Annotated in this window: 21 protein-coding genes, 1 pseudogene and 1 riboswitch; of the genes and pseudogenes, 7 read left to right on the top strand and 15 right to left on the bottom strand. The window is 60.3% G+C overall.

Features of this window, described 5'->3' with window-relative positions:
• Positions 1-27: 27 nt before the first annotated feature.
• The 3 genes from zapE to AB4Z35_RS11575 form a co-directional block, all read right to left on the bottom strand.
• Positions 28-1122: a cell division protein ZapE gene (gene zapE / locus AB4Z35_RS11565; RefSeq protein WP_007998226.1), complete on the bottom strand. Its 1095-nt coding sequence runs from the start codon at positions 1120-1122 to the stop codon at positions 28-30.
• Positions 1123-1213: 91 nt separating this feature from the next.
• Positions 1214-2569, bottom strand: coding sequence for a tryptophan--tRNA ligase (locus AB4Z35_RS11570; RefSeq protein ID WP_442097109.1), 1356 nt, complete (start codon positions 2567-2569; stop codon positions 1214-1216).
• Positions 2570-2593: 24 nt separating this feature from the next.
• Complete coding sequence (locus AB4Z35_RS11575; protein ID WP_442097111.1) at positions 2594-3238, bottom strand: alpha/beta hydrolase; 645 nt, start codon at positions 3236-3238, stop codon at positions 2594-2596.
• Positions 3239-3382: 144 nt separating this feature from the next.
• Between AB4Z35_RS11575 and AB4Z35_RS11580 the strand changes: the two genes are divergently transcribed.
• Positions 3383-3817, top strand: coding sequence for a YhcB family protein (locus AB4Z35_RS11580; RefSeq protein WP_007998221.1), 435 nt, complete (start codon positions 3383-3385; stop codon positions 3815-3817).
• A 249-nt stretch (positions 3818-4066) separates the two neighbouring features.
• Here AB4Z35_RS11580 and AB4Z35_RS11585 read toward each other — a convergent pair whose 3' ends face one another.
• The 7 genes from AB4Z35_RS11585 to AB4Z35_RS11615 all read right to left on the bottom strand — a co-directional run bounded on the left by AB4Z35_RS11585 (position 4067) and on the right by AB4Z35_RS11615 (position 14774).
• The gene (locus AB4Z35_RS11585; RefSeq protein ID WP_007998219.1) at positions 4067-4807 is read right to left on the bottom strand and encodes an OmpA family lipoprotein; all 741 of its coding nucleotides are present in this window, start codon (positions 4805-4807) and stop codon (positions 4067-4069) included.
• Between the two features lie 103 nt (positions 4808-4910).
• Positions 4911-5552 carry an MBL fold metallo-hydrolase gene (locus AB4Z35_RS11590; RefSeq protein WP_442097113.1) on the bottom strand — a complete coding sequence of 214 codons (642 nt, stop codon included), beginning with the start codon at positions 5550-5552 and terminating at the stop codon, positions 4911-4913.
• A gap of 86 nt (positions 5553-5638) precedes the next feature.
• A complete protein-coding gene (locus tag AB4Z35_RS11595) occupies positions 5639-8377 on the bottom strand; it encodes a LuxR C-terminal-related transcriptional regulator (RefSeq protein ID WP_442097115.1) in 2739 nt (912 codons plus the stop codon).
• A gap of 176 nt (positions 8378-8553) precedes the next feature.
• Positions 8554-9918 (bottom strand): DUF1329 domain-containing protein, encoded by a 1365-nt coding sequence (locus AB4Z35_RS11600; RefSeq protein WP_442097116.1) that lies wholly within the window; start codon positions 9916-9918, stop codon positions 8554-8556.
• 28 nt (positions 9919-9946) lie between these two features.
• Positions 9947-11848, bottom strand: coding sequence for a DUF1302 domain-containing protein (locus AB4Z35_RS11605; RefSeq protein ID WP_442097117.1), 1902 nt, complete (start codon positions 11846-11848; stop codon positions 9947-9949).
• A 339-nt stretch (positions 11849-12187) separates the two neighbouring features.
• Positions 12188-13870, bottom strand: a complete 1683-nt coding sequence (locus AB4Z35_RS11610; protein ID WP_442097119.1) for a fatty acid--CoA ligase — start codon at positions 13868-13870, stop codon at positions 12188-12190.
• A 274-nt stretch (positions 13871-14144) separates the two neighbouring features.
• A complete protein-coding gene (locus AB4Z35_RS11615) occupies positions 14145-14774 on the bottom strand; it encodes a LysE family transporter (protein WP_116264362.1) in 630 nt (209 codons plus the stop codon).
• 91 nt (positions 14775-14865) lie between these two features.
• Here AB4Z35_RS11615 and AB4Z35_RS11620 point away from each other — a divergent pair, with 91 nt between their 5' ends.
• The 3 genes from AB4Z35_RS11620 (at position 14866) to AB4Z35_RS11630 (ending at position 17713) form a co-directional block, all read left to right on the top strand.
• Positions 14866-15831 carry a 2-hydroxyacid dehydrogenase gene (locus AB4Z35_RS11620; protein ID WP_442097121.1) on the top strand — a complete coding sequence of 322 codons (966 nt, stop codon included), beginning with the start codon at positions 14866-14868 and terminating at the stop codon, positions 15829-15831.
• A gap of 33 nt (positions 15832-15864) precedes the next feature.
• Positions 15865-16863 carry a methyltransferase gene (locus AB4Z35_RS11625; protein ID WP_442097123.1) on the top strand — a complete coding sequence of 333 codons (999 nt, stop codon included), beginning with the start codon at positions 15865-15867 and terminating at the stop codon, positions 16861-16863.
• Positions 16864-16914: 51 nt separating this feature from the next.
• Positions 16915-17039, top strand: a riboswitch (yybP-ykoY riboswitch).
• 89 nt (positions 17040-17128) lie between these two features.
• A complete protein-coding gene (locus AB4Z35_RS11630; protein WP_008016665.1) occupies positions 17129-17713 on the top strand; it encodes a TMEM165/GDT1 family protein in 585 nt (194 codons plus the stop codon).
• 132 nt (positions 17714-17845) lie between these two features.
• Here AB4Z35_RS11630 and AB4Z35_RS11635 read toward each other — a convergent pair whose 3' ends face one another.
• Entirely contained in the window at positions 17846-18664 is an 819-nt protein-coding gene (locus tag AB4Z35_RS11635) for a M48 family metallopeptidase (protein WP_442097125.1), read from the bottom strand.
• 1361 nt (positions 18665-20025) lie between these two features.
• On the opposite strand from AB4Z35_RS11635, the pseudogene AB4Z35_RS11640 reads away from it, so the two are divergent.
• Positions 20026-20223, top strand: a pseudogene (locus AB4Z35_RS11640) (HAMP domain-containing protein); the annotation flags it as partial.
• A 111-nt stretch (positions 20224-20334) separates the two neighbouring features.
• On the top strand, positions 20335-21078 hold the full coding sequence (locus tag AB4Z35_RS11645) for a methyl-accepting chemotaxis protein (RefSeq protein ID WP_442097188.1): 744 nt from the start codon (positions 20335-20337) through the stop codon (positions 21076-21078).
• A 117-nt stretch (positions 21079-21195) separates the two neighbouring features.
• On the opposite strand, the gene AB4Z35_RS11650 is transcribed toward AB4Z35_RS11645, so the two are convergent.
• From AB4Z35_RS11650 to AB4Z35_RS11660, 3 genes are read right to left on the bottom strand one after another with little or no spacing between them, the layout of a single operon-like run.
• Positions 21196-21819 (bottom strand): SOS response-associated peptidase, encoded by a 624-nt coding sequence (locus tag AB4Z35_RS11650; protein WP_007981312.1) that lies wholly within the window; start codon positions 21817-21819, stop codon positions 21196-21198.
• A gap of 35 nt (positions 21820-21854) precedes the next feature.
• A complete protein-coding gene (locus AB4Z35_RS11655) occupies positions 21855-22115 on the bottom strand; it encodes a putative signal transducing protein (protein WP_007997086.1) in 261 nt (86 codons plus the stop codon).
• A gap of 9 nt (positions 22116-22124) precedes the next feature.
• A complete protein-coding gene (locus tag AB4Z35_RS11660; RefSeq protein ID WP_007981317.1) occupies positions 22125-22307 on the bottom strand; it encodes a CPXCG motif-containing cysteine-rich protein in 183 nt (60 codons plus the stop codon).
• 139 nt (positions 22308-22446) lie between these two features.
• Here AB4Z35_RS11660 and AB4Z35_RS11665 point away from each other — a divergent pair, with 139 nt between their 5' ends.
• Positions 22447-23613, top strand: coding sequence for a 1-acyl-sn-glycerol-3-phosphate acyltransferase (locus AB4Z35_RS11665; RefSeq protein WP_442097127.1), 1167 nt, complete (start codon positions 22447-22449; stop codon positions 23611-23613).
• A gap of 81 nt (positions 23614-23694) precedes the next feature.
• Here the strand turns inward: AB4Z35_RS11665 and AB4Z35_RS11670 are convergent, their stop codons facing one another.
• Entirely contained in the window at positions 23695-23973 is a 279-nt protein-coding gene (locus AB4Z35_RS11670; RefSeq protein ID WP_007997088.1) for a hypothetical protein, read from the bottom strand.
• Between the last annotated feature and the right edge of the window lie 20 nt (positions 23974-23993).

The raw sequence follows: 23993 nt of genomic DNA on the forward strand, positions 1-23993 counted from the left end.
AGGCCTTTTTTTATTTTCCGGTTTGTCTTACGGCTTGTGCGCCCGGGACAGGAATTCGTGGGATTGCATTTCCAGCAGTCGGCTGAGGGTTCGCTGGAACTCGAAATTCAAGCGACCGCCGGTGTACAGATCCTTCAATTCGACTTCGGCAGAAATGATCAGCTTCACGTTACGGTCGTAGAACTCGTCGACCATGTTGATGAAGCGTCGGGCGATGTCGTCGGTGGTGACGCTCATCTGCTCAACATCGCTGAGCAGCACAGCGTGGAAGATCTTGCCCAGTTCGATGTAGTCATTCTGGCTGCGCGGGCCGTCGCACAGTTCACGGAAGTTGAACCAGGCCACGTCATCGCAGGTGCGCAGGGCACGTATTTCACGGTTCTCGATCATCAGCACATCATTTTCGACCGCCGCCGTGCATTCCGGTGTCAACGCACGGAAGCTCTTGCGCAGGCTTTCGTTGGCGGCTTCGTCGAGTGGATAGTGGAACAGCTCGGCTTGTTCGAGGTGACGCAGACGATAGTCGACGCCGCTGTCGACGTTGACGATCTCGGTGTTCTGCTTGATCAGCGCAATGGCCGGCAGGAAGCGCGCGCGTTGCAGGCCGTCCTTGTACAGGCCGTCCGGCACGATGTTCGACGTCGCGACCAGGGTCACGCCGTTCTTGAACAGTTCTTCCATCAGGGTGCCAAGGATCATGGCATCGGTGATGTCGGAAACGAAGAATTCATCGAAGCAGATTACCCGGGCTTCGGTGGCGAAACGCTTGGCGATGATGGTCAGCGGGTTTTTCTCGCCGCCCAGGGTTTTCATCTCTTCGTGCACGCGCTTCATGAAGCGGTGGAAGTGCGTACGGGACTTTTCCTTGAAGGGCAGCGCTTCGAAGAAGGTGTCCACCAGGTAAGTCTTGCCGCGGCCTACGCCGCCCCAGAAATACAGGCCCTTGACCGGGGTCTGATCCTTCTTGCCAAACAACTTGCCCAGCAGGCCCGGCTTGTTTTGCTCGGCCGCGACCAGGTCGTCGTACAGGCGCTGCAAATGACGCACGGCGGTTTCCTGCGCGGCGTCATGGAAGAATTCCGGGCGTTTCAGATCAGCTTGATATCGTTCTAGGGGCGTCATAATTCGTTAGCAAGGCAACAAAAACGGGCCGACACTGTAGCGACGGCCCGGAGGAATGGCAATCGGCCCTTGGTCGGGCCAAGCCGCTGATTTATTCCTGAACTGGCGTCAGGGCAACTCGCAGGGTCTCGATGGCAGCATCGCGAGCGGCGCTGTCAGCAAAGGCCGGGCTGTCGGCAACGCACTCACCTTCCAGCCAGACGCTGAAGCTCAAGTCTTCGTTACGCACGTCCAATGGCTGACCCGATTGCAGTTGCTTGGTCACCTGGCCTGCGGTTTTACCGTCGGCGAAGTTGCGCGACAGCAGCAGTTGCTCGCCGTCGGCCGCCAGCAGACGGAAGCGGAAACTGCCGTCGTCTTCACGGAAGCTGACAAAACGCGCAGCTTTCGCGGCTTTTTTCTTGATGGTCGTCGCCACCTGAGTCTGGGCAACGAAGGAGCGCAGGCCCACCGCTTCACGCAGTTCGTTGAGGAACGGCGTCGCCACCGCACGGGCCTTTTTCGCGCCGTGTTGCAGGATGTCTTCCAGATCCGCCGGGCGCTCGATCAGCTGGTTGTAGCGCTCACGGGACTCGCCCAGTTCACTGTCCAGCAGCTGGAACAGACGATTCTTCGCCTCGCCCCAACCCAGGCCCTGCAACAGTTCGCTGCGGAACTCGTCGGCCTGCGCCGGGGTGGCGAACGCCTGGAACAAGGTGAACAGGTGCGAGTTATCCGGATCTTTCGCTTCACCCGGCGCGCGGGAGTCRGTSACGATCCGCGAAATCGCGTCYTTCATCTCTTTGGCGCTGCTGAACARCGGAATGGTGTTGTCGTAGCTCTTCGACATYTTGCGGCCATCCAGGCCCGGCAACGTGGCGACGCTCTCTTCGATCAACGCCTCGGGCATGGTGAAGAACTCTTTGCCCTGGCCAAACAGATGGTTGAAGCGCTGGCCGATATCCCGCGCCATTTCCACGTGCTGGATCTGGTCACGACCGACCGGCACCTTGTGCGCGTTGAACATCAGGATGTCCGCAGCCATCAGCACCGGATAGCTGTACAGGCCCATGGTGATACCGGCATCCGGGTCCTCACCGGTCTCGACGTTCTTGTCCACCGAAGCCTTGTAGGCGTGGGCGCGATTGAGCAGGCCCTTGGCGGCAACGCAGGTCAGCAGCCAGGTCAGTTCCGGGATTTCCGGGATGTCGGACTGGCGGTAGAAAGTCACGCGATCGACATCCAGGCCACCGGCCAGCCAGGTCGCAGCGATTTCCAGACGCGAGCGCTGGATGCGCAGCGGGTCATCGCAYTTGATCAGGGCGTGGTAGTCGGCCAGGAAGTAGAACGAATCGGCATTGCTGTCACGGCTGGCGACGATCGCCGGGCGGATGGCGCCAGCGTAGTTGCCCAGGTGCGGCGTGCCGGTGGTGGTAATGCCGGTGAGGATACGGGTACGAGTCGTCATGGGTAATCGCTTGTCAGACTGCAATCAATTCGAGAGACGCGGCAGGATCAGATCCTTGAGATCGGTCAGCTTGCCATGAAAAAAGTGTCCGCATTCTGCCACTTTCAGCAGCTCATGGGGACGTTCGAGCTCGTCGGACCATTGGTAAACGACTTGTGGATCGATCACTTCGTCGGTTTCCGGCTGAATCAGGGTCAGTTCGCCCTGTTGCGGCAGTTGGTCCTGATCGCCGAGGCGCRTGACCGCCGGCGCGACCATGAACAGGTGCTTGATTTGCTCGCCCTTGGCCTCAAGGCGTCCGCCGAGACTTGCTGCAACAAAACCGCCGAAGGAAAAACCGAACAGGGTCAGCGGCAACTCAGGGTGTCTTGCGCGAAACCATTCGGCGACAGCCTGGGCATCATCGACTTCACCGGTACCCATGTCGTGGGTGCCTTCGCTGGCGCCGACACCACGGTAGTTGAAACGCAGAGTGATCAAACCGGCATCACGCGCAGTGCGCTGCAGGGTCGAAACCACTTTGTTGAGCATGGTGCCGCCCTGCACCGGGTTCGGATGGCAGATCAGCGCCAGGCCGCGCGGCTGCTCGTTGTCCAGGCTGTTGTTTTCCAGAAGCAGTGCTTCCAGTTGGCCGACCGGGCCATCAATCACTACAGGGGTTTCGCGCATAAGCAAGGAAGGAACTCCGTGACCTCGAATCGGGTCGACTCGTCTAGCAAATTGTCTGTGGCTGTCTATTGCGAGTGAATCGCGGTATACAGCGCAGGTTCGAGCCGTTAACGTAAAGCAAAGCCGTTTATAGAGGAAGGACTCGTGGAACACTCGCTCTTAGTTTGGTTGTTACCGACTCTTGCCCTGGTTGTGGGTGTCGCCATTGGGTTCCTGATCGCTCGCGTTGCACCGAACGCCGCGCCCAGCCGCACGCAGCGTCAGCTGGACGATATTCAGGAACGTTTCGACAGTTATCAGAACGAGGTGGTGACCCACTTCAACAGCACCGCGACACTGGTCAAGAAACTGACTCAGAGCTATCAGGAAGTGCAGGACCATCTCGCCGAGGGCGCCAACCGCCTGGCCCTGGACGAACAGACTCGCCAACGCCTGCTGGCCTCCCTGCACGCCGATGCGGCGCAGGCACCCCGTGAACGCCTGACACCACCGCGCGATCAGGAGCCGCCTCGCGACTACGCACCGAAAGCCCCGAATGCGCCGGGCATGCTCGATGAGCATTATGGCCTGAAGAAGTAATCAGACCCGCATAGTAATAAAGCTCCCGGACATTCACTTGTCCGGGGGCTTTTTTGTTTCTGATCCTGTATCTCCGGTGCGCACACTGCCCCCTTCGCGGGCAAGCCCGCTCCCACAATATCCGTGGTCGACCCAGCACCCAGTGGGAGCGAGCTTGCTCGCGATGGGGCCGGAACTGACGACAAAAAAGCCCGCCCGATCCGTAGAAGATCGAGCGGGCTTTTCTACACCTGGGGTTCAATCAGATGCTCAAGGGTACTGCTGGACCGTACCTTGCTGCTGGGCACCGTACTGCTGGCCCGGAATCGCCTTGAGGTTGACCTCTACACGGCGGTTCTGCGCCCGGCCATTGACGTCAGCGTTGCTGGCAACCGGGCCATCCGGGCCGGCACCGCGAGCGCTCAGGTTGGCACCGCTGACACCTTGCGAGGTCAGGTAGGTTGCCACGCTCTGGGCACGACGCTGGGACAGGTCCATGTTGTGCTGGCGGCTGCCGGTGCTGTCGGTATAGCCGACGATCTCGATCTGGTTCTGGTTGAACTCTTTCAGCGAGCCCGCCAGGTTGTTCAATGGCTGATAGAAACCTGGAGCAATGTTCGCCGAATCGGTAGCGAATGTAATGTTGCCCGGCATGATCAGCTTGATCTGGTCGCCCTGGCGCTGCACTTCAACACCGGTGTTGGCCATGCTGGCGCGCAGCTTTTTCTCTTGCTGATCGGCGTAGTAGCCGTAGCCGGCGGCGGAAGCACCGACCACTGCCGCACCGATCAGTGCGCCCTTGCCACGGTTATCGTGGTTGATGGCAGCACCGGCCAGCGCACCGGCCAGAGCGCCGAGGCCACCGTATTTCGCGGTCTTGCTCATGCCTTCAGAGCCGCTATCCGCCTGGCCCTGAGCCTGGCCCTGACCGCCGTAAGGGTTAGGCGATGCACAACCGGACAAAACGGCCACAGCCGTAGCGACAATAATCAAACGACGCGTGGTGAACATGTAAAGCTCCTACTTTTTTGCATTCTGTGGTGCAACGGACCAAGGCATCAGCCTTTGTGGACGTTGGATCATGTTAATGAGTAAAAATTCCGACAGTTACAAATCAGCCCCGAACAAACGGATTCTCGCGCATCTCGTCGCCAAGACGGGTGTCCGGACCATGCCCGGCCACCACGGTCGCGTCTTCGTCGAGGGTGTACAGTCGCTGTTTGATCGAGCGCACGATGGTCGCCTGATCGCCACCCCACAAATCCGTGCGCCCGACGCCGCGACGAAACAGCGTATCCCCGGCAATCAGCAGCTTAGCCTCTGAAAACCAAAAGCTCATGGAACCCGGTGTATGGCCCGGCGTGTGCAGCGCCACGCCGCAGCCGCAGGCCAGTTCTTCATCATCGGCCAGCCAGCGGTCCGGGGATGGCACCGGGGTATAAGGAACGCCGAACATCTGGCACTGCATTTCCAGGTTGTCCCACAGAAACTGGTCTTCCTTGTGCAAATGCAGAGTCGCGCCGGTTTTCTCCTTGAGTTGACCGGAGGCCAGGAAATGATCGAGGTGGGCGTGGGTGTGAATGATGCTGACCACTTTCAGCCCCAAGGCGTCGAGCCGCGCCAGGATCAGCTCATGATTGCCACCCGGATCGACAACGATGGCCTTTTTCGTCACCGGATCGCCGATGATCGTGCAGTTGCACTGCAAAGGGCCGACGGGGAAAGTTTCGCGGATAAGGGTGGGATGCTGGGACATCGGGGCCTGCTCGATAAACGGGGACGAGCGATTTTCGCACAATTGAGTATCCAGCCAATGGCCGCGATGTGTAACGTGAAAAATACTTAACCCAACACCCCCAATTCCTTGGCTCGTGCCACGGCCTGCGTACGCCGCTCGACCCCGAGCTTGCTGTTGATGTGGCTGGCGTGGGTCTTCACCGTGTGCAATGAGATAAACAGCTGATCGCTGATTTCCTGGTTCGAACAACCCTGGGCGATCAATCGCAGGACCGCCATTTCCCGCGTGCTGAGCTGCTCCGCGGCCGCGCAGGACTCCAGTCCGGGACGGGCAGCCAATGCCGGCAGTTTTTCACTGAGGCTCAGGGAAACGGGGGTTGACGGGCAGAGTTGAAGTTGCCCACGCAGCCAGTCAGGGTGCTCGGCCAGCAAGCACTCGAAGGGTTGCAGCACTCCTCCGCCAGCGGCGTCCAACGCTTGAGCCAGTGCCTTGCGTGCTTCCGGTTCCCGTCCACTGCCCAGCAATAACGCCACTTTCTGGGTCAGCGCCATGGCACTGAGCATCTGCCGACCGCTTTGCTGGCCATGTTCAAGCAGCGCATTCAAACGCCCTTCGGCCTGCATCGGTTGGCCCTGAATGACTTCCAGCAAGGCTTGTTGCAATTCGATGTGCAGCGGCAGTTGCGGGTGGAATTCCGGTGGTGCGGCCCCGTTTTCGCCGTTATAGGTCTGCCCCAGACGTGCCAGCCAGGCTTCGGCCAGATCGGTGCGCCCCTGGGCCAGCCAGAGTTCACATTTGACCAGGGTGATCATCGCCAGGTAGTAGATCGGCGGTACGTCCCAGATGTGCATCAGTCGTTCGGCTTCAGCCAGTTCGGCAAAGGCCTTGGCGAATTCGCCACTGCTGCCTTCCAGCCTGGCAATCACGCAGTGGCCGATGAGCACGCTGATATCGCGACAGGCGCGCGCCTCGCTCAAACCGGCCTGCAATCGCACCCGCGCTGCTTGCGGCTGCATGCGCAGGGCCAGCAAAAAGCCTTCGTACAAGGTCAGCCTGGCGCGAACCGCATACAGCCGTTGCGCAGACAAGCTCTGCAGGCGCTGCAATCCCTGACGGACCTCTTCCAGCGCCCGACAGATTTCCCCGCGCGCTTGCAGAACCCGGGCGCGGTCGTAGTGCGCCAGCGCTTCGAACAACGGGTTGCCGACCCGTTGCGCCAGCTCCAGCGATTCGCGGTTGAGCCCCCGCGCCCGCCACAAATCACCGTCGGCAATGGCCAGGTTGGACAGGGTCGAGAGGCACATCAGGCGCTGGCCGTAACGCTTGGACGGAAGACTTTCCAACGCTTCGCGGCAGTACCGCTGCGTCAGTTCGCGGTTGCCGCGCCCACGGGCAATGATGCCACTCAACGCGAGCCATTGAGCCAGCATGGACTTCTGGGCGGTGGCCGACGGCGCAGGCAGGAAGCGGCTCAAATGGCTGGCCAGTTCCTCGGCGGCATCCAGTTGGCAAGCCATCCCCAACGCCCAGCTATAGAGCACGATCAGCCGCGGCGTGCTGATCAGCAAGCTGTCAGGCAAGTCCATTTTCCAGCGCAGCAACATGCCGACGTTTTGCTCGGCCAGCAGTTGCTCTTCGGAGAGGTTCTGCACCAGGTTCGCCGCGACGTCCAGGTGACCGGCGCGCAAGGCCTGCTCCACGGCCTCATCGAGCAGTCCCTGGGCATTGAACCAGCGGCAGGCACGCAGGTGCAGGCTGGCGGCCGGCACCATCGACTGGGTAGTCGGCCGCGTGCGCAACAGATCGGAAAACAGGTGGTGGTAACGATACCAATGGCCATGCTCGTCCAGCGGCACCAGGAACACCTGGTGAGCCAACAGGAAGCGCAGGATCTCCCCGCTATCATGGGCGTCGCGAACGGCATCGCACAGTTCGCTGCAAAAACGTTCCTGGGGCGCCGTGTCATAGAGGAACGACTGAACCTCGGCGGGCAGGCAATCGATGACCTCTTCGAGTAGATAATCGCGGATCAGCCCTTCCCCACCGTGCAACGATTGCGGCAGCGCGCCATCGGTACCCGCCTCAGAGGCGGCCAGCAGCCAGAAACGCAACCCCGCGACCCAACCTTCGCTGCGCTGGATCAGGTTTTCCAGTGCCTCACCGCGCAAGGAACTGCTGTGCCGATCGAGCAGGCTCAAGGCCTCGTCGTGGGTCAGGCGTAAATCCTGCTCATGCAACTCAAGCAGTTGCCGCGACAGCCGCAGCCGCGCCAGGTGCCAGTCGGGACGTTGGCGACTGGTGACCATTACCAGCAAGCCATCGGGAAGATGATTGAGGAAAAATTGCAGGCAACGGTCCAGCACCGGCCCCTGGGCCAGATGGTAATCATCCAGCACCAGCAGCAATGGTGACGCCGTGGACAGGTGCTCGGCCAATTCGTCGAGCAGGCCGTCCAGCCATTCTTCGAACGCGAACGGCTGATGGCGCTGGCGCATTTTCAACAGCCCGAGGGATTGCCTGCCCAGGTGCGGAAAATAGTCCTGGAGGCCTTCCAGCAAGCGCTCGAGAAAACGCCCAGGGTCACTGTCTCGCGGGCTCAATCCCAGCCAGAGACTTTGCCAGTGCGCCGGCAACCCCTGGCAAAATTCCACCGCCAACGAACTCTTGCCGAACCCTGCCGGTGCGCTGACCAGCAATAACCTGCCACCGAGCCCGGCACTCAGGCGCTCGCACAAACGTGGGCGCAGCACATGGCCGTCGGGCAACGGCGGGCGGAAGAAGCGCCCGTCGAGTGTCGCGACAGCAACGTTTGCAGAACCTGGGGGTGTAGACAAATCAGTCATAGCCGGCTCTTGTTTGAATTGCGGGTGGCGGCGTTGCAGATGTCCGCAGACTAGCCGTAAACGGATAGGGAATGAAGGTAATTGCTACAAATGGCTACAAAAAGTCTACAAGCAAAAAAAAACGCCCCGAACCAGTCGGGGCGTTTTCAGAGGGTGCGGCCTCTATTCAGTTCACGTCAGCGAACACCATCCTGACGCAAGGCTGCCGGGGTGAAGTCGCTGGTGGTGGCAGTGAAGCCGAAGTCATAGGCCGACTTCTCTTCGTTCTTCATGCCCAGTGCCAGGTAACGACCCGATTGCAGGTCATACAGGGCTTCGAGGGCATACCACGGCACTTGCTTGTCGTAGTAGTTCTCGGCATGCGCCTCGGCGACGCGCCACAGTTGACCGCGACCGTCGTAGTGATCGATCACCGCAGCTTGCCAGGTGTCTTCGTCAATGTAGAAGTCACGCTTGGCGTAGATGTGACGCTGACCTTCCTTCAGGGTTGCAACCACATGCCACACACGACGCAACTCGTAACGAGCCAGGTCCTGGTTGATGTGACCGGCCTTGATGATGTCGGCGTACTTGAGCTTCGGATCGTCGAGCTTGTAGGCATCGGAGGCGATGTACATCTCTTTCTTGCCTTCGAGCTTCCAGTCGTAACGATCCGGTGCACCGTTGTACATGTCCAGGTTGTCGGAAGTACGCAGGCCGTCGGCGGCAGTACCCGGGCCGTCATAGGACACTTGCGGTGCACGGCGCACACGACGCTGACCGGCGTTGTAAACCCACGCCGAGCGCGGTTCCTTGACCTGGTCGAGGGTTTCGTGAACCAGCAGTACACCACCGGCCAGACGTGCCGGCGCGGTCACTTTCTGCTTGAAGTAGAACAGGATGTTGCCCGGGCTTTTCGGGTCGTAATCCTTCATTTTGTCGCGGAACACGAACTGGTCCTCGAAGTACACCAGGCTGAACGAACCGTTCGGCTGTGGTGTGGCCTGGGTCACCAGACGGGTCACGCTGCCCCCGCGATAGCGGGTGATGTGGTTCCAGATAACTTCCACGCCGCTTTTTGGAATCGGGAACGGCACGGCCGTTTCGAAGTTCTCCAGACCGTTGCCGCCGGACACCAGGTTGGTGTTGGTGGCGTTGCGCTTGATGGCGGCGAACACGTCATCCGGTACGGTGGCACCGCGGTGGGACGGGTACACCGGCATCTTGAAGGTTTCCGGGTAGCGCTTGAACATCGCGTACTGACCAGGGGCAAGCTTGTCCTTGTACTGGTCGACGTTCTGCGCCGTGATGGTGAACAGCGGCTTCTCGCTGGCGTACGGATCGGACAGGAAGCCTTTGCTGTCGACCGAACCGGCGTTTTTCGGCATCGGTTTCCAGGCCGGAATCGAACCATCGGCGTTACCCGCCATTTCGGCGCCCATCGGGGTCAGGCTCTTGCCCAGCTTGTCGGCCTCGGCCTGGGGAACCGCCGCGATGACGCTGGTCGCCAGCAGCGAAAGGCCCAGAACACCGGCGTGGAACAGACTCTTTGTTATTTTCATATGTGCGTTCGTCCAGAAAATGCAGTGCTTAGAAGTTCACGCCGACGCTGAGCGCAACGAAGTCGCGATCATCCACGGTGGTGTACTTGCCGTCGAAGAAGTTGGTGTAAGCCAGGCTCGCGGTGTAGGTGTTCTGGTACTCGGCGTCGACACCCAGGCTCACCGCCTTGCGGCCCTCCTCGAAGTTGCCGCCAGGGCCAGGGGAATAACCGCTCACGTCATGGGACCAGGCAACGTTCGGCTTGAGGTTCACACCGGCAAACACGTCGTTGTATTCCCAGATGGCGCGACCGCGGTAGCCCCACGAAGTCGGGGTGGTGAAGCCTTCATTGGTGCAATTGCGGCTGCGGTTGTTGGTCGGAGTACCCGGACCGGCACCGTTAATGGTGCTGGTGTTGAGCGTCACGCAGGTATCAAGCGCGCCAGAGGCTGGCAACTCACCCGGGCCGAAGACCGGATCGCGGCCATAACGAACGTCGGAAGTGCTTTCCAGGCCGCCAACGTGGGTCACGCCCACTTCACCCACCAGGGTCAGTCGGCTGGCGCCCATGACCTGGTCGAAGAAGTGCGTCAGGGTGGTCTGGAACTGGGTGATTTCCTTGCGACGATAACCGTGCAGGTCCTGACCCGGCACACCGGTCAGCAACGATGCATTGGTCAATGGGTTATTCGGGTTGTTATTGCCCAAAGGACGCACACCGGCGAACAGGATGTCGGTGGAGTTGAGCTGCACCGGAGCGTTCGGACGGTAGCTGATCTCACCGCTCCACGCCGTACCGGTAGGCAGGGTGGTGGAGAAGCTCAAGCCATACAGGCGAATGTCCTCGGGGTATTCGATGAAGTATTGCGAATTGCCTGCCACCAGCAGTGGCCCGAGTGCCGCGAACGGACCTGGGAGCCTCGCTGCCGTGTTGTAGACCGACTGCGGCGCACCGGTGGCGCTGAAGATCGGTGCACGGCTGTGGTAATTCATGAAGTAGGCGCCGAACTCGGTGTCCAGCGGATCGAACATGTACTTGAAGGACGCGCCCCACTGACCGCTGTCGCGGGCATCACGATCGCCGCCGCGACGCACCAGAACACCTTCTTCGTTGACGTCGACGCCGTTGGCGGCCAAAGGCCCCAGGGCAATGGCCGGAATTTGCGAACGCTTGTTCAGCACGCGCAGGTTGTTGTCGCAGCCGTCGGCAACGATGTCTGGCTGGGAGAAGAACGTGCCGCAGTTGTCGACGACGGTCTGGTCCCATTCAATTTGGTAGAACGCTTCGGCCGAGAGGTTTTCGGTCAGGCTCTGGGACACATAGAACATGTTGACCGGGATCAGGCCTTCCTTGATCTCGGCACCCGGACGGCGGAATGCGGACACGTCGATCGGGTTGATCGAGTTGATGCCGCCACCGATGAAGGTACTTTCACCCCAGCTCACGACCTGCTTGCCCAGGCGCACGGAGCCTGGCTGATCGGCGATGGAGTAGTTGTGGTAGACGAAGGCGTCGAGGAGTTGAGTGCCAGCGGACTTGGCGCCTTCCTTGCGGCCGTCGTCACTGATGTCCTTGAACGGACGGCTTTCGTCTTTCAGTTCAAAGTCGTACCAGTATTTGCCACGGACGAAAACACCGGTATCGCCGTATTTCAATTCAAGGTCATGGATGYCCTTGAAGATCTTCGAGAAGGTTTCCCCGCTCTTGAAGTTCAGGTGACCGTCATCAGAGGTCTGGGACAGACCCTTGCCACCGTTGTTGACGCCGATGAGGTTCTTGTTCGGCTGCTGAGTAGACCAACTGGCACCAATCGACAGGGATGAGTCGAACTGACCTTCGATTTCACCAACGTTGAAACTGACGCCGAATGCTGGCCCGGCGAGCGTAGAGGCAAGACTGACAGCCAGGGGCAGTTTCGCCCGGCGCCAGAACTGGTTTACTGATGTCATCGACCCTACTCCATGTGCATTTTATTTTTATGGCAGTGAGCACTTCTAAAAACGCTGTGGATAACCGGGAGCCATGGCATCCCAAAGTCATTCCAAAGTTGCATCGCCCCGGTTCGTGCGGTTGCCCCGTTCTTAAAAATCCTTGAGCGGACTATAGCCAGCAGGTAGTTTTGCTTGATCCCTCTAAAGTGTGATTTGCAGCTGCCAGCCACTCTGGAACAGTCCTTTCGCCAGTCCGACGCCCGTCGGCACGGCAAGAATGGCTGAAAATTTCGATTTGACAAGCCAAGCGCTTGCTTGGTGGGGCTGGCGTGCCCTTTCGGGCACGCCGAGAGGCGCTTAAAGCGTCGAGAGGAAGGTGCTGTTGGTGGCTTGCCATTCGCTGATGTCGACACGAATGCGCTTCTTGTCGAGTTTGCCAACACTGGTCTTGGGAATTTCAGTAACAAGGGCGATCTGGCTTGGAATCGCCCACTTGCTCAAGTGTCCCAGCTCCACAAACGGCTTGAGGTGCTCCTTGAGTTCCCGTGCCCCGATCACATGTCCCTCACGGAGCACCAGCAGGGCAAACGGCCGTTCGCCCCACTGCGGATCGGGGATCCCCACCACTGCTACTTCGCGTACCGCCGCATGACGGCTGATCAGGTCTTCCAGGTCCAGGGAGGAGATCCACTCGCCACCGGTCTTGATCACGTCCTTGATCCGGTCACGAATGTCGATCACGCCCATGCTGTCCAGGGTCGCCACGTCACCGGTGTGCAGCCAGCCTCCGGCCCAGAGCTCGGCGCCCTTCTGCGGCTCGTTGAAATACCCCTCGGTCAGCCATGGTGCGCGTAACACCAGTTCGCCCTGGGTCTCGCCGTCGGCGGGCAGGAAGTTGCCCTCGGTGTCGACGATCGCCGCCTCCACCAGCGGCCCCGGCACGCCGGCCTTGATCCGGTAGGTGGTGCGTTCGTCTTCGGTACCGGCCATCAATTCATCGTTGAGGTGCGCGCACGACACCAGCGGCCCGGTTTCCGACATGCCGTACGCCGCGGTCAACTGAATGCCTTTGGCCTTGGCCGCCTCGTACAGCGTGCGGTTCAGGGCACTGCCGCCGATGACGATTTTCCAGCCGCCGAAGTCGACGTTCTGCGCGGCCTTGGCATTGAGGACCATCTGCAAAATGGTCGGTACGCAATGGGAGAACGTGACCTTCTCCTTGCGCCACAACTCCACCAAGTATTCCGGGTCATAGCGGCCGGGATACACCTGCTTGAGCCCGAGCATGGTCGCCACATACGGCAAGCCCCAGGCGTGCACGTGGAACATCGGGGTGATCGGCATGTACACGTCGTTGGTGCCCAGCAGGCGCACGCTATCGATCGCGCCCATGATGGTCGACACGCCCATGGTGTGCAGCACCAGTTGCCGATGGGTGAAGTACACACCCTTGGGGTTGCCGGTGGTGCCGGTGGTATAGAACGTGGTCGCGACCGAGTTTTCGTCGAAATCCTCGAAGTCGTACTGCGGACTCGCCGCGGCCAGCAGTTGTTCGTATTCGCCGACGAGGTTCGGCAGGTCCGCGGTTTTTTCCGGCAGGTCAGTCAGCAGCAGGGTTTTCTCGACCGTGGTCAGTTGCCCCTCGATTGCCTTGTAGAGGCCGAYGAACTCGCTGTTGACCAGCACAAAGCGGTCCTCGGCGTGGTTCATGGTGTAGAGGATCTGTTCCGGCGACAGCCGCACGTTGATGGTGTGGATCACCGCGCCGATCATCGGGATGGCGAACATGCATTCCAGGTAACGATGGCTGTCCCAGTCCATCACACCCACGGCATCCCCGGGCTTGACCCCGGCCGCTATCAGCACATTGGCCAGGCGGGCCACCCGTTCGATCAGGGTCGGGTAGCTATAGCGCAACTTGTCGCGGTAGATGATCTCGCGGGTTTTCTCATAACGGGCACCGGACATCAGCAGCCGCTTGATCAACAGCGGGTACTGGTAAGCGCCTTCGGCCGGGGGGATAACGCGAGTCTGCAACATAATAATCCCTTTAATCTGACTGCACGGTCGTGACTGAAAGTACGCACTGTAGTGCCCTTGAACGCCAGCCAAATCAGCCAAAGGAATGATTTGCAGAACCCCGCAGATGCTAGCGTTGCGCCATCATCCGTGAGGTTTGATCATCTGCAGGAGCAGCCGGTCGACGCTCGATTGCTCGCGATGAACCCGGGATTACCGCGGGGGGGTCAGATATCAGGTGTTATCGTTGAAGAGCATCGCGAGCAAGCTCGCTCCTACAGCAATAAGTATCTGATCAGTGCATCTCGGTAAAAGCCAGCTTCACGCCAATCGCAATCAACACCGCGCCCATGGTCCGGTCGAACCAGTGACCCATGCGGGCGAAGCCTGCGCGTACGCGCTGCTGGCTGAACAACAACGCTACCAGGCAGAACCAGACCGCTGTCGCCGCCGCCAGGTAAACCCCGTAACCGGCCTGCACGGCCAGTGGCGTGTGCGGGTTGATGACCACGGTGAACAGCGAGAGGAAGAACAGCGTGGCTTTCGGGTTGAGGCCGTTGGTGACGAAACCTGAGGTGAAGGCACCACGGGCCGTGCGCTCACCGGCTTCCTTGTGCAGATCGTCCGCCACAGGCTTGGCCGGTTGCGCACGCAGTGCCTTGTAACCGATGTACAGCAGGTAAGCGGCAGCGGCCCATTTCAAAGCATTGAACAGCACGATCGACTGGGACACGATCAGGCCGATCCCCAGCAGGGAATAGCCCACGTGCAGGAAAATCGCCGTACCCACACCCAGCGCGGTCCAGGTGCCTGCGCGGCGACCGTGGGTAACACTCTCACGCACCACGACGGCAAAGTCCGGGCCGGGGCTGGCCACGGCCAGCAGGTGAATCAGGGCAACGGTCAAGAACTCTGTCCAGTACATGGGGGCTCCTTCAGGCCAAGCGTATCTATTTATTTCATCTGGTAGGCTCGGCAGATTACGCCTTCAGTTCAATGCACAAAAGGTACAGTTGATGACGAACACTCGCCGCGCCGTTTTCCTCGACCACCCGTCCCTGGACCTCGGCGACCTTGACCTCAGCCCGCTGCGCAGTTGTTTCAGCGATTTGCAGCTGTTCGCCCAGACCTTGCCCGATCAAGTCATCGAACACCTCAAGGGCGCCACCGTTGCCATCAGTAACAAGATCCTGATCGATGCCGCCGCCATGGCTGCCAGCCCTGATCTCAAGCTGATCCTGATCACCGCCACCGGCACCAACAACGTCGACCTCGCCGCCGCCCGCGCCCACGGAATTACCGTGTGCAACTGCCAGGGTTACGGCACGCCATCGGTGGCGCAGCACACGATAATGCTGCTGCTCAACCTGGCCACGCGTCTGGCCGATTATCAAAAAGCCGTCGGCGAAGGTCGCTGGCAGCAGGCCAAACAGTTCTGTTTGCTGGATTACCCGATTGTCGAACTCGAAGGCAAAACCCTTGGCCTGCTGGGTCATGGCGAATTGGGCGGTGCGGTCGCACGGCTGGCCGAAGCCTTCGGCATGCGCGTTGTGCTGGGGCAAATTCCCGGGCGCCCTGCCCGACCGGACCGCCTGCCACTGAATGAACTGCTACCGCAAGTCGATGCCTTGACCCTCCACTGCCCGCTCAACGAGCACACCCGCCACTTCATCGGTGCCCGTGAACTGGCCTCAATGAAGCCCGGCGCGTTCGTGGTCAACACCGCCCGCGGCGGCCTGATCGACGAACAGGCGCTGGCCGACGCCTTGCGCAACGGGCATTTGGGTGGCGCCGCCACTGATGTGCTAAGCGTCGAACCTCCCATCAACGGCAATCCGCTGCTGGCCCAGGATATTCCGCGCCTGATCGTCACCCCGCACAACGCCTGGGGCAGCCGTGAAGCGCGCCAGCGGATCGTCGGTCAAGTGACCGAAAACGCACGGGGATACTTCAGCGGTAAGGCGCTGCGAGTCGTCAGTTGATAAACTGCGGCACTTTTTTCCACGGGAGCAGTTATGGATCCGCGCAGTGAAGTACTGCTTCGTCAGGCCGAGTTATTCCAGGGTTCGGTGCTGTTGGCCGGTTTGCCCGCCGACGACTTGCTGGGCCGTCTGCCCGACGCTCATGGCTGGTGCTGGCACGCCGGCGATCAGGCCGCGCTGGACGCCCGCTTCGCCGAGCGCAGCCATTTTGGTGTGAATGCGCCGGAGCGCGGGTTCGATACCGCCGTGGTCTTTCTGCCCAAGGCCAAGGACCTGACCGATTACATTCTCAATGCCCTCGCCTCGCGGCTGGCCGGTCGCGAGCTGTACCTGGTCGGCGAGAAAAAAAGCGGCATCGAAGGTGCCGCCAAACAACTCAACCCGTTCGGCAAGCCACGCAAACTCGACAGCGCGCGACACTGCCAGCTCTGGCTGGTCACCGTGGCCAACGCGCCTGAAGCCAAGCCGCTGGAAAGCCTGGCGCAGACCTACGAACTACCGCTGGCCGAAGGCCCGTTGAAGGTCATCAGCCTGCCGGGGGTATTCAGCCATGGTCGCCTGGATCGCGGTAGCGCGCTGCTGCTGGAACACCTGGACAAACTGCCCAGCGGTCACTTGCTGGATTTCGGTTGCGGCGCAGGGGTCTTGGGCGCGGCAGTAAAACGTCGTTACCCGCACAATCAGGTCACGATGCTGGATGTGGATGCCTTTGCCGCTGCCAGCAGTCGCCTGACCCTGGCTGCCAATGGCCTGGAAGCCGAGGTGATTACCGGTGACGGAATCGATGCCGCCCCGATGGGTTTGAGTGCGATTCTGAGCAATCCACCGTTCCATGTCGGCGTGCACACCGACTACTTCGCAACGGAGAACTTGCTGCGAAAAGCAGCGAAACATCTGAAAAACGGCGGCGAACTTCGCCTGGTAGCGAATAGCTTCCTGAAGTATCAGCCACTGATCGAAGAGCACCTTGGCGTGTGTGCGATCAAGGCCGAAGGACAGGGTTTCAGAATCTATCGGGCCAAACGCGGCTAGCTCTTCTTTTGCAAAAGAAGGCTTGCCGAATGAGTTTTGCAAAGGCAGAATCCGCTCCGTCCTAGGGGAGTAGTCTCCCACGAGCGCCACGCTCGTCCGGCATGCGTCAACATACTTGGTCAAAAGACCATGGCGCATGCGACCCAAGCATCCACATCAGATGGATCGCAGGGTTTGACAAGACCTATGACACGCACACCTTACCCGGGGCGGGAAGGCTGTACGTGTCATAGCCGTGTCGACCCGCCCCTTAGGAAAACCCCTGATGCTGGATTCACTACTCGTACCTACCGCAATCGTTGCCTTGGCCGAAATCGGCGACAAGACGCAACTGCTCGCGCTCATTCTCGCTGCCCGTTTCCGCAAGCCCTGGCCGATCATCGCCGGTATCGTCGCCGCAACCCTGGCCAACCACGCGGCCGCCGGTGCAGTCGGTGCCTGGGTCGGCAGTTTCTTCTCGGATACGATGCTGCACTGGATCCTCGCCGCGAGCTTCGCCGCGACCGCACTGTGGACCCTGGTGCCGGACAAGATGGATGACGACGAAGCCAGCACCGCCCGCAAGTTCGGGCCGTTCCTGACCACGCTGATCGCGTTCTTCCTGGCGGAAATCGGCGACAAGACGCAAATTGCGACCGTGATGCTGGCCGCGCAGTATCCGGAGTTGTGGCTGGTGATCATCGGTACCACCCTCGGCATGCTGATTGCCAACGTGCCCGTGGTATTGGCCGGTAATTTTGCCGCAGACAAATTGCCATTGACCCTGATCCGTCGACTGGCGGCGTCGGCGTTCTTCATCCTGGCGATTGTGGCGGTGTACAAGGCGATGCAGAGCAGTGGGTGGGTTTGACGGTTTAGGTCGATAGACCGCGTTATCGTTCATCGCGAGCAAGCTCGCTCCCACATTGGTTTTGTGCTCGACGCCGAACCCTGTGGGAGCGAGCTTGCTCGCGATGGCAGTAGCGGCCTCACCGCATGGAAGTCAGGACTTCCTGGCCCGCTCGTACAAAGGCATGACCTTCGGAATCGCCGCCTGCAGCGCCGCAATACGACTCGCCGATGCCGGGTGAGTGCTCATGAACTCCGGTGGCGCACCTTCCGAGACCTTGCTCATCTTGTTCCACAGGGTGATTGCGGCATTCGGGTTGTAGCCAGCACGGGCCGCCAGTTCCAGGCCGATCAGGTCCGCTTCGTTTTCATTGGCGCGACTGTTGGGCAAGGTCATGCCGTAGTTGGCCACGGTATCGGCCAGGGCCATGGTGTCCTGCCCCAAGCCCAACAAGGCACCGGCGCCCTGCTTGGCCATTTCGATGCCGTATGCCTTGGACATCGCTTCACGACCGTGCTCGCGCAAGGCGTGGGCGATTTCATGGCCCATGATCGCGGCGATTTCATCGTCGGTCAGTTGCAGTTTGTCGATCAGCCCGGTGTAAAAGATGATCTTGCCGCCAGGGCCACAGTTGGCGTTGAGTTCATCGCTCTTGATCAGATTGACTTCCCACTTCCACTGGGCCGCGTCCGGACGAAACGTCGGCGCCTGGGCAATCAGCCGGTCGGCTATCGCCTGAACCCGCCTGGCTTCATTGCTGGTCTTGTCCAGCACACCTTTGCTGGACGCTTCGCCCACTGTCTTCTGATAGGACTGGGCGTACATCTGGTCGACCTCTTGCGAGGACAACATGCTGAACATGTACTGCTTGCGCTCAACGCCTACAGCGCCACCACTGGTGGTGTTGACCGACTGACAACCGGTGAGCAGCAGCGCTGCGCTCAGTGCACTGACAACCAAAATCTTGTTCATCAAAAAAACCCCTGAAAACATGCCGCGTATCCTAGGCGTGGAAATGTATCGGCGCCAGATACAACGGACGTTAGACGCACAATTCGGACAAAGCTCTCATCGATGCAGGAAAAAATTCACAATCCGCGACGAGCCGCAGTCCATCACGCCGCACATTGATTCATTTGCGACATCCGGCCCGCAAAAACAGTCATTTCAGCTGCCCGTGCTCATGCCCGCCCGCCACCCTGCCGATACACCTGGGCAGATGTCCTTTCGTGTGCGGAGCCACCATGAAATTCAAGTCGATCCAGTTTTCCGTGGCGGCCCTCGCCGGCGCCATCGTCCTCAGTGTCGTGGCAGCACTGGTGCTGTACGCGCTGTTTTCCGGCGCCCGGACCCAAGACATGGTCCAGGAACGGACCCAGGCACAGTTCGAACAAGTCATCGAACAACGCCTGACGTCCCTGGCGCAAACCCAGGTCAGCCAGATCCAGCGTGAACTCGAAGCACCGCTGCTGATAGCTGGCGGCCTGGTGCGGGTCAACGCCCTGATCGGCACACCCGGTGCCAATGGCCAGCCCGCCCTGAGCCTCAGCCGCGAGCAACTGATCGGCCTGATCAAGGAGAACGTGGTCAAGAACCCGAAGATCCTCGGCACCTACATCGGCTGGGAAAAAGACGCACTGGATCACAACGATGCGGCCTACGTCGGCACCCAGGTGGTCGGCATCGACGCCAGCAACGGGCGCTTCCTGCCCTGGTGGTTCCGTAACGACGATGGCACCCTGGGCCTGGACAAACTGGTGGACGTCGACGACCAGAAAACCCTGTCCACCGGCGTGCGCGCCAGCGAGTATTACCTGTGCTCGAAAGAAACCAGAAAATCCTGCGTGATCGATCCAGCGCCTTATAAGGTCGGCGACAAAATCGTCATGCTCGCCTCCTTTATTGAACCGATCATGCTCAACGGCACCTTCCAGGGCATCGTCGGCGCCGACCTGTCAGTCAACTTCATCCAGGAAATGCTCCTGGGCGCCAACCAGAAGCTCTACAGCGGCGCAGGTGAAATGGCCCTGATCGGTGGCAATGGCCGGATCGTTGCCTATACCAAGGACCCGAGCAAATTCGGCGAGAAGGTCAGCGACATCCTCGACAGCAAGCAGATTGCCAACATGGCCAACCTCAAGCGCGGCGAAGTCACCTACTCCGTCGACAAGGCCCGGGGCCGGATCGAGTTGTACCTGCCGTTCGGCATCGGCCAGACCGACGCCCGCTGGACCCTGATGCTGCAATTGCCATTGAATGCGGTCATGGCCGACCTGCAAAAACTTCAGGCGGACCTGAATGCACAGCGCAAATCCGACACCTTCGGCATGGCGATGGTCGGCCTGGTGATTGCCGGTATCGGTTTGCTGGTGATCTGGCTGGTGGGCCACGGCATCGCCCGTCCGCTCAAGCAAATGGTGGCCATGCTCGACGATATCGCCCAGGGCGAAGGTGACCTGACCCGGCGCCTGACCAGCGACCGTGCCGATGAACTGGGCTCGATCGCCAAAGGCTTCAACACCTTCCTGGCCAAGTTGCAGGCGATGATCACCCAGGTGGTGACGTCGGTGCAGAGCGTCAGCGATTCGTCGGAACACACCGCTGACATCGCCATCCGCACCAACACCGGCGTACACAAACAAATGGCCGAGATCGATCAAGTGGCAACTGCCGTGCAGGAAATGACCGCCACCGCCCAGGACGTGGCACGCAACGCGACCCAGGCCGCACAGGCCGCCAGCCATGCCGATCAGGCCGCCAGCCAGGGCATGCAGATCGTGCGTGATACGTCGAACTCGATTGGCGCCCTCGCCGTGGAAATCGGCCGGGCCGTCGGCGTAGTGCAAACCCTGGCCAAAGACAGCGAAAACATTAACGCGATCCTCACCGCCATCCGCGGAATCGCCGAGCAGACCAACCTGCTGGCCCTGAACGCGGCCATCGAAGCTGCCCGTGCCGGCGAGCAGGGCCGTGGTTTTGCCGTGGTGGCCGACGAGGTGCGTAACCTGGCGCAGAAAACGCAAAAGGCCACCGAAGAAATCCAGACCATGATCCAGCAATTGCAGCAAGGCACGCGGGATGTGGTGCGGGTCATGGAGGACAGCCAGAACCGCACGGATGAAAGCGTGCAGCACGCGGCCAAGGCTGCCGAAGCGCTGGAAACCATCACTCACGCGGTGTCGGTGATCAACGACATGAACACCCAGATTGCCAGCGCGGCCGAGGAACAAAGTGCGGTGGCGGACGACATCAACCGCAACGTGATCAACATCGGCCAGGTGGCCAATGAAGTGGCAGGCGGCGCGGATGAGTCGAGTGCGGCCAGTGCGGATCTGACCAAGCTGGCCGAACAGCAGCGGCGGTTGATCAATCAGTTCAGGGTTTAAGTGTTGCCGGAAGGTCCTGCGGACCTTATCGCGAGCAGGCTCGCTCCCACATTGGAATGCATTTCAACTGTGGGAGCGGGCTTGCTCGCGAAGGGGCCAGCACTGACACCAAAAAACTCAACCCGGCGTCAGACACTCCGGCCCATTGAGCTTCGGATCATTCACCATGTTGGCCAGCACCCGTTCGCGCAACGCAGCAGGTTCACTGGCCAGCAATGCTTGCAAAGCATGCAACGGCGTCTCGGGGTCCAGCCACGCGGCCTGCCCCGCCTCATCAAGAATCAACGGCCGCCGCTGGCTTGCCGCCGGTTGGGTAATCACGGCGGTACTCAGCCAAACCTGCTCCTGTACCGGATAGGCCTCCCAGATCGCCGCAAAAAACAATGACGAGCCCTCCCCCGGTGTCAGCCAGTACGGGCGCTTGCGCGTCGTGCCGCGCCATTCATAGAAACCATTGGCCGGCAACAGGCAGCGGCGCAAGCGCAGGGCTTCACGGAACATCGGTTGTTCGGCAACGGTTTCGGCGCGGGCATGGGCCGGGGTGCGGGACAGATCGGTCAGCCAGGGTGGCGTCAGGCCCCAGCGGGCGCGGGCCAGCGTGCGTTGGCCGTCAGGCCCGGCCCGCAGCATCAACACCGAATCATTGGGGGAAATGTTCCACTGCGCCTGCTGGTCGGCGGGAAAACCGGGCAGCGCCGCGAAGGCGGGATTCCAGCGAAACAGGGCATAACGTCCACACATGGGGCAACACGGCTCTTGATCAAACGAACGCCAGCCTAACAGACCAGCGTGCCGGGAAAGCTGTCCGGTTCATCGCCGGACAGCGGCAGCGCGGCATTGTACGCGGTGATCAGCTCGCGGGCGTATTCGGCCTGGTCGTTATCGACCGACAGCCCGAGCAGGCCATAGATCGGCAACTCGCCGCTGCCACCGAGCAAATCACGGCCCACCAGATGCGCCTCGATACCTTCGCTGGCGAGCATGCCTTGCAGCAACTCGCCTTCCATCAGGTTTTCCGGATCGTAGATGCGCTGCATACACGCCCCTCATTCGTTTTCACTGAACACTTCGAGATGCCATTCCTCTCCATGAACCTGCAACACGAAGGTTATCGGCCGGCAGCACACCTGGCAGTCTTCAATGTAGGTCTGATCGCCACCGGACAAATCCAGCGTCGTCTCGACTTCCTCACCACAATACGGACATTCATACTGCGCAGTTTCCAGCATCGCGGTCTCCCAGGTGACTTGTGCGTATAATCGCCGGTCTATTTGCAGGGCTATTTTTGTCTGGCTACTTTTTCAGACCGTGCCCCGCCGGTTTTCGATGAAAACCTCTACTTACCCTAGCCGTTTCTAACAAGAGAGCATGATGGGCGAATTCGATGCCATCCGACCTTACGACGACAGTGAAGTCCCGGCAGTGCTGGCACGACTGCTCGGCGACAAGGCGTTTCTAGATATCCTCACCCACTTTCGCTTCCCGCGCTTCGCCGGCGCTTTAGGCTGGGCACTCAAACCTCTTATAGCCCATCGGCTGCGCCGTGAGTTTGCCGGCATTAACTCCGTGGCCACGCTGCAGGACAAAGTCGAGCATTACGTCGACCATACCATTGAGCGCGCCACCGACGGTGTTACTTATACCGGTGTGGAGCAATTCAAGTCCGGCAGTGCCTACCTGTTCATCGCCAACCACCGCGACATCGTGATGGACCCGGCCTTCGTCAACTACGCTGTGTACCACGCCGGCCTGCCGACCCCGCGCATCGCGATTGGCGACAACCTGTTGCAAAAGCCTTTCGTCAGCGACCTGATGCGCCTGAACAAGAGCTTTATCGTGCACCGCTCGATCAGCGGTCGCCGGGAGAAAATGGCGGCCTATCAATTGCTTTCGGCGTACATCAACCATTCGATCCGCAACGATTGCGCCTCGATCTGGATCGCCCAGGCCGAGGGCCGCGCCAAGGACGGTGACGACCGTACCGAATCGGCGATCCTCAAGATGTTCCACATGAGCCGCAAGGACGAGCCGTTCGGCGAAGTCATTCAGTCGCTGAACCTGACCCCGGTGTCGATCAGCTACGAATACGACCCGTGCGATCAGGCCAAGGCCCGCGAGCTGTACATCCGCGCCACTACCGGCAGCTACACCAAGGTACCGGGCGAGGATGACGTGAGCATCGCCAAGGGCATCACCGGCTACAAGGGCCGGGTGCATGTGAACTTTGCCGCGCCGATCACTGAACTGTTCGAAGACACCAAGCAATTGGCGGTCGAGATGGACAGGCAAATCCTCAGCGGATACCGCTTGTTCCCGGTGCACTACCTGGCTTACGCGCAGTGGAAAGACGCTGATCCGCAGTTGCAGGTGCCGAAAGCGGCCGAGGTGTTCCCGGCCGAGGAGCTGGCCAAGGCCCAGGAAGAATGGCAACGCCGCCTGGACGCCTGCCCGCAAGAGCATCGTCCATTCCTGGTGCTGCAATATGCGACGCCGGTGCGCAATCAGTACCGGGTGAAGGCGGGGTTACCGCTGTAAGCGGTTTTGGTCAGATGCAAAAAACGGCGCCCTCGAGGCGCCGCTTTTGTATCGGTTCACCACAGGTACTGAGTCAAGACTTTAGACTTGAGTACTGATCCAGGAAACCAGCAGCGCCATCCCCATGCAGGCAAACCCGAAGATGTAGAAAAACCGGTTCATGCGCAAGGTCGCCCAATCCAGGGTGGGCTCTACGTTGGGGCTGCTCTGGCGCTGCGCCTGCAAACTGGCCATTGCACGCAGTTCACGACGACGGGTGGAGTGCAGCAACCAGCCGCCCGGGAAGGCAAAGAGCAAGGCCAGCAGATTGATCAATTTGGCGGGATGGGCGGTAAACAGCGTCATCAAGTGCAGCGACATCACATACCTCAAGTAAAACA

Origin of the sequence: Pseudomonas sp. KB_15 (assembly GCF_052114525.1) — a bacterium.
Taxonomy (GTDB): Bacteria; Pseudomonadota; Gammaproteobacteria; order Pseudomonadales; family Pseudomonadaceae; genus Aquipseudomonas.

Coding starts and splice junctions, on each gene's coding strand:
- zapE (WP_007998226.1), bottom strand. CDS start 1,122: ATGACGCCCCTAGAACGATATCAAGCTGATCTGAAACGCCCGGAATTC.
- AB4Z35_RS11585 (WP_007998219.1), bottom strand. CDS start 4,807: ATGTTCACCACGCGTCGTTTGATTATTGTCGCTACGGCTGTGGCCGTT.
- AB4Z35_RS11590 (WP_442097113.1), bottom strand. CDS start 5,552: ATGTCCCAGCATCCCACCCTTATCCGCGAAACTTTCCCCGTCGGCCCT.
- AB4Z35_RS11595 (WP_442097115.1), bottom strand. CDS start 8,377: ATGACTGATTTGTCTACACCCCCAGGTTCTGCAAACGTTGCTGTCGCG.
- AB4Z35_RS11600 (WP_442097116.1), bottom strand. CDS start 9,918: ATGAAAATAACAAAGAGTCTGTTCCACGCCGGTGTTCTGGGCCTTTCG.
- AB4Z35_RS11615 (WP_116264362.1), bottom strand. CDS start 14,774: ATGTACTGGACAGAGTTCTTGACCGTTGCCCTGATTCACCTGCTGGCC.
- AB4Z35_RS11620 (WP_442097121.1), top strand. CDS start 14,866: ATGACGAACACTCGCCGCGCCGTTTTCCTCGACCACCCGTCCCTGGAC.
- AB4Z35_RS11625 (WP_442097123.1), top strand. CDS start 15,865: ATGGATCCGCGCAGTGAAGTACTGCTTCGTCAGGCCGAGTTATTCCAG.
- AB4Z35_RS11630 (WP_008016665.1), top strand. CDS start 17,129: ATGCTGGATTCACTACTCGTACCTACCGCAATCGTTGCCTTGGCCGAA.
- AB4Z35_RS11635 (WP_442097125.1), bottom strand. CDS start 18,664: ATGAACAAGATTTTGGTTGTCAGTGCACTGAGCGCAGCGCTGCTGCTC.
- AB4Z35_RS11645 (WP_442097188.1), top strand. CDS start 20,335: ATGGCCGAGATCGATCAAGTGGCAACTGCCGTGCAGGAAATGACCGCC.
- AB4Z35_RS11650 (WP_007981312.1), bottom strand. CDS start 21,819: ATGTGTGGACGTTATGCCCTGTTTCGCTGGAATCCCGCCTTCGCGGCG.
- AB4Z35_RS11655 (WP_007997086.1), bottom strand. CDS start 22,115: ATGCAGCGCATCTACGATCCGGAAAACCTGATGGAAGGCGAGTTGCTG.
- AB4Z35_RS11660 (WP_007981317.1), bottom strand. CDS start 22,307: ATGCTGGAAACTGCGCAGTATGAATGTCCGTATTGTGGTGAGGAAGTC.
- AB4Z35_RS11665 (WP_442097127.1), top strand. CDS start 22,447: ATGATGGGCGAATTCGATGCCATCCGACCTTACGACGACAGTGAAGTC.
- AB4Z35_RS11670 (WP_007997088.1), bottom strand. CDS start 23,973: ATGTCGCTGCACTTGATGACGCTGTTTACCGCCCATCCCGCCAAATTG.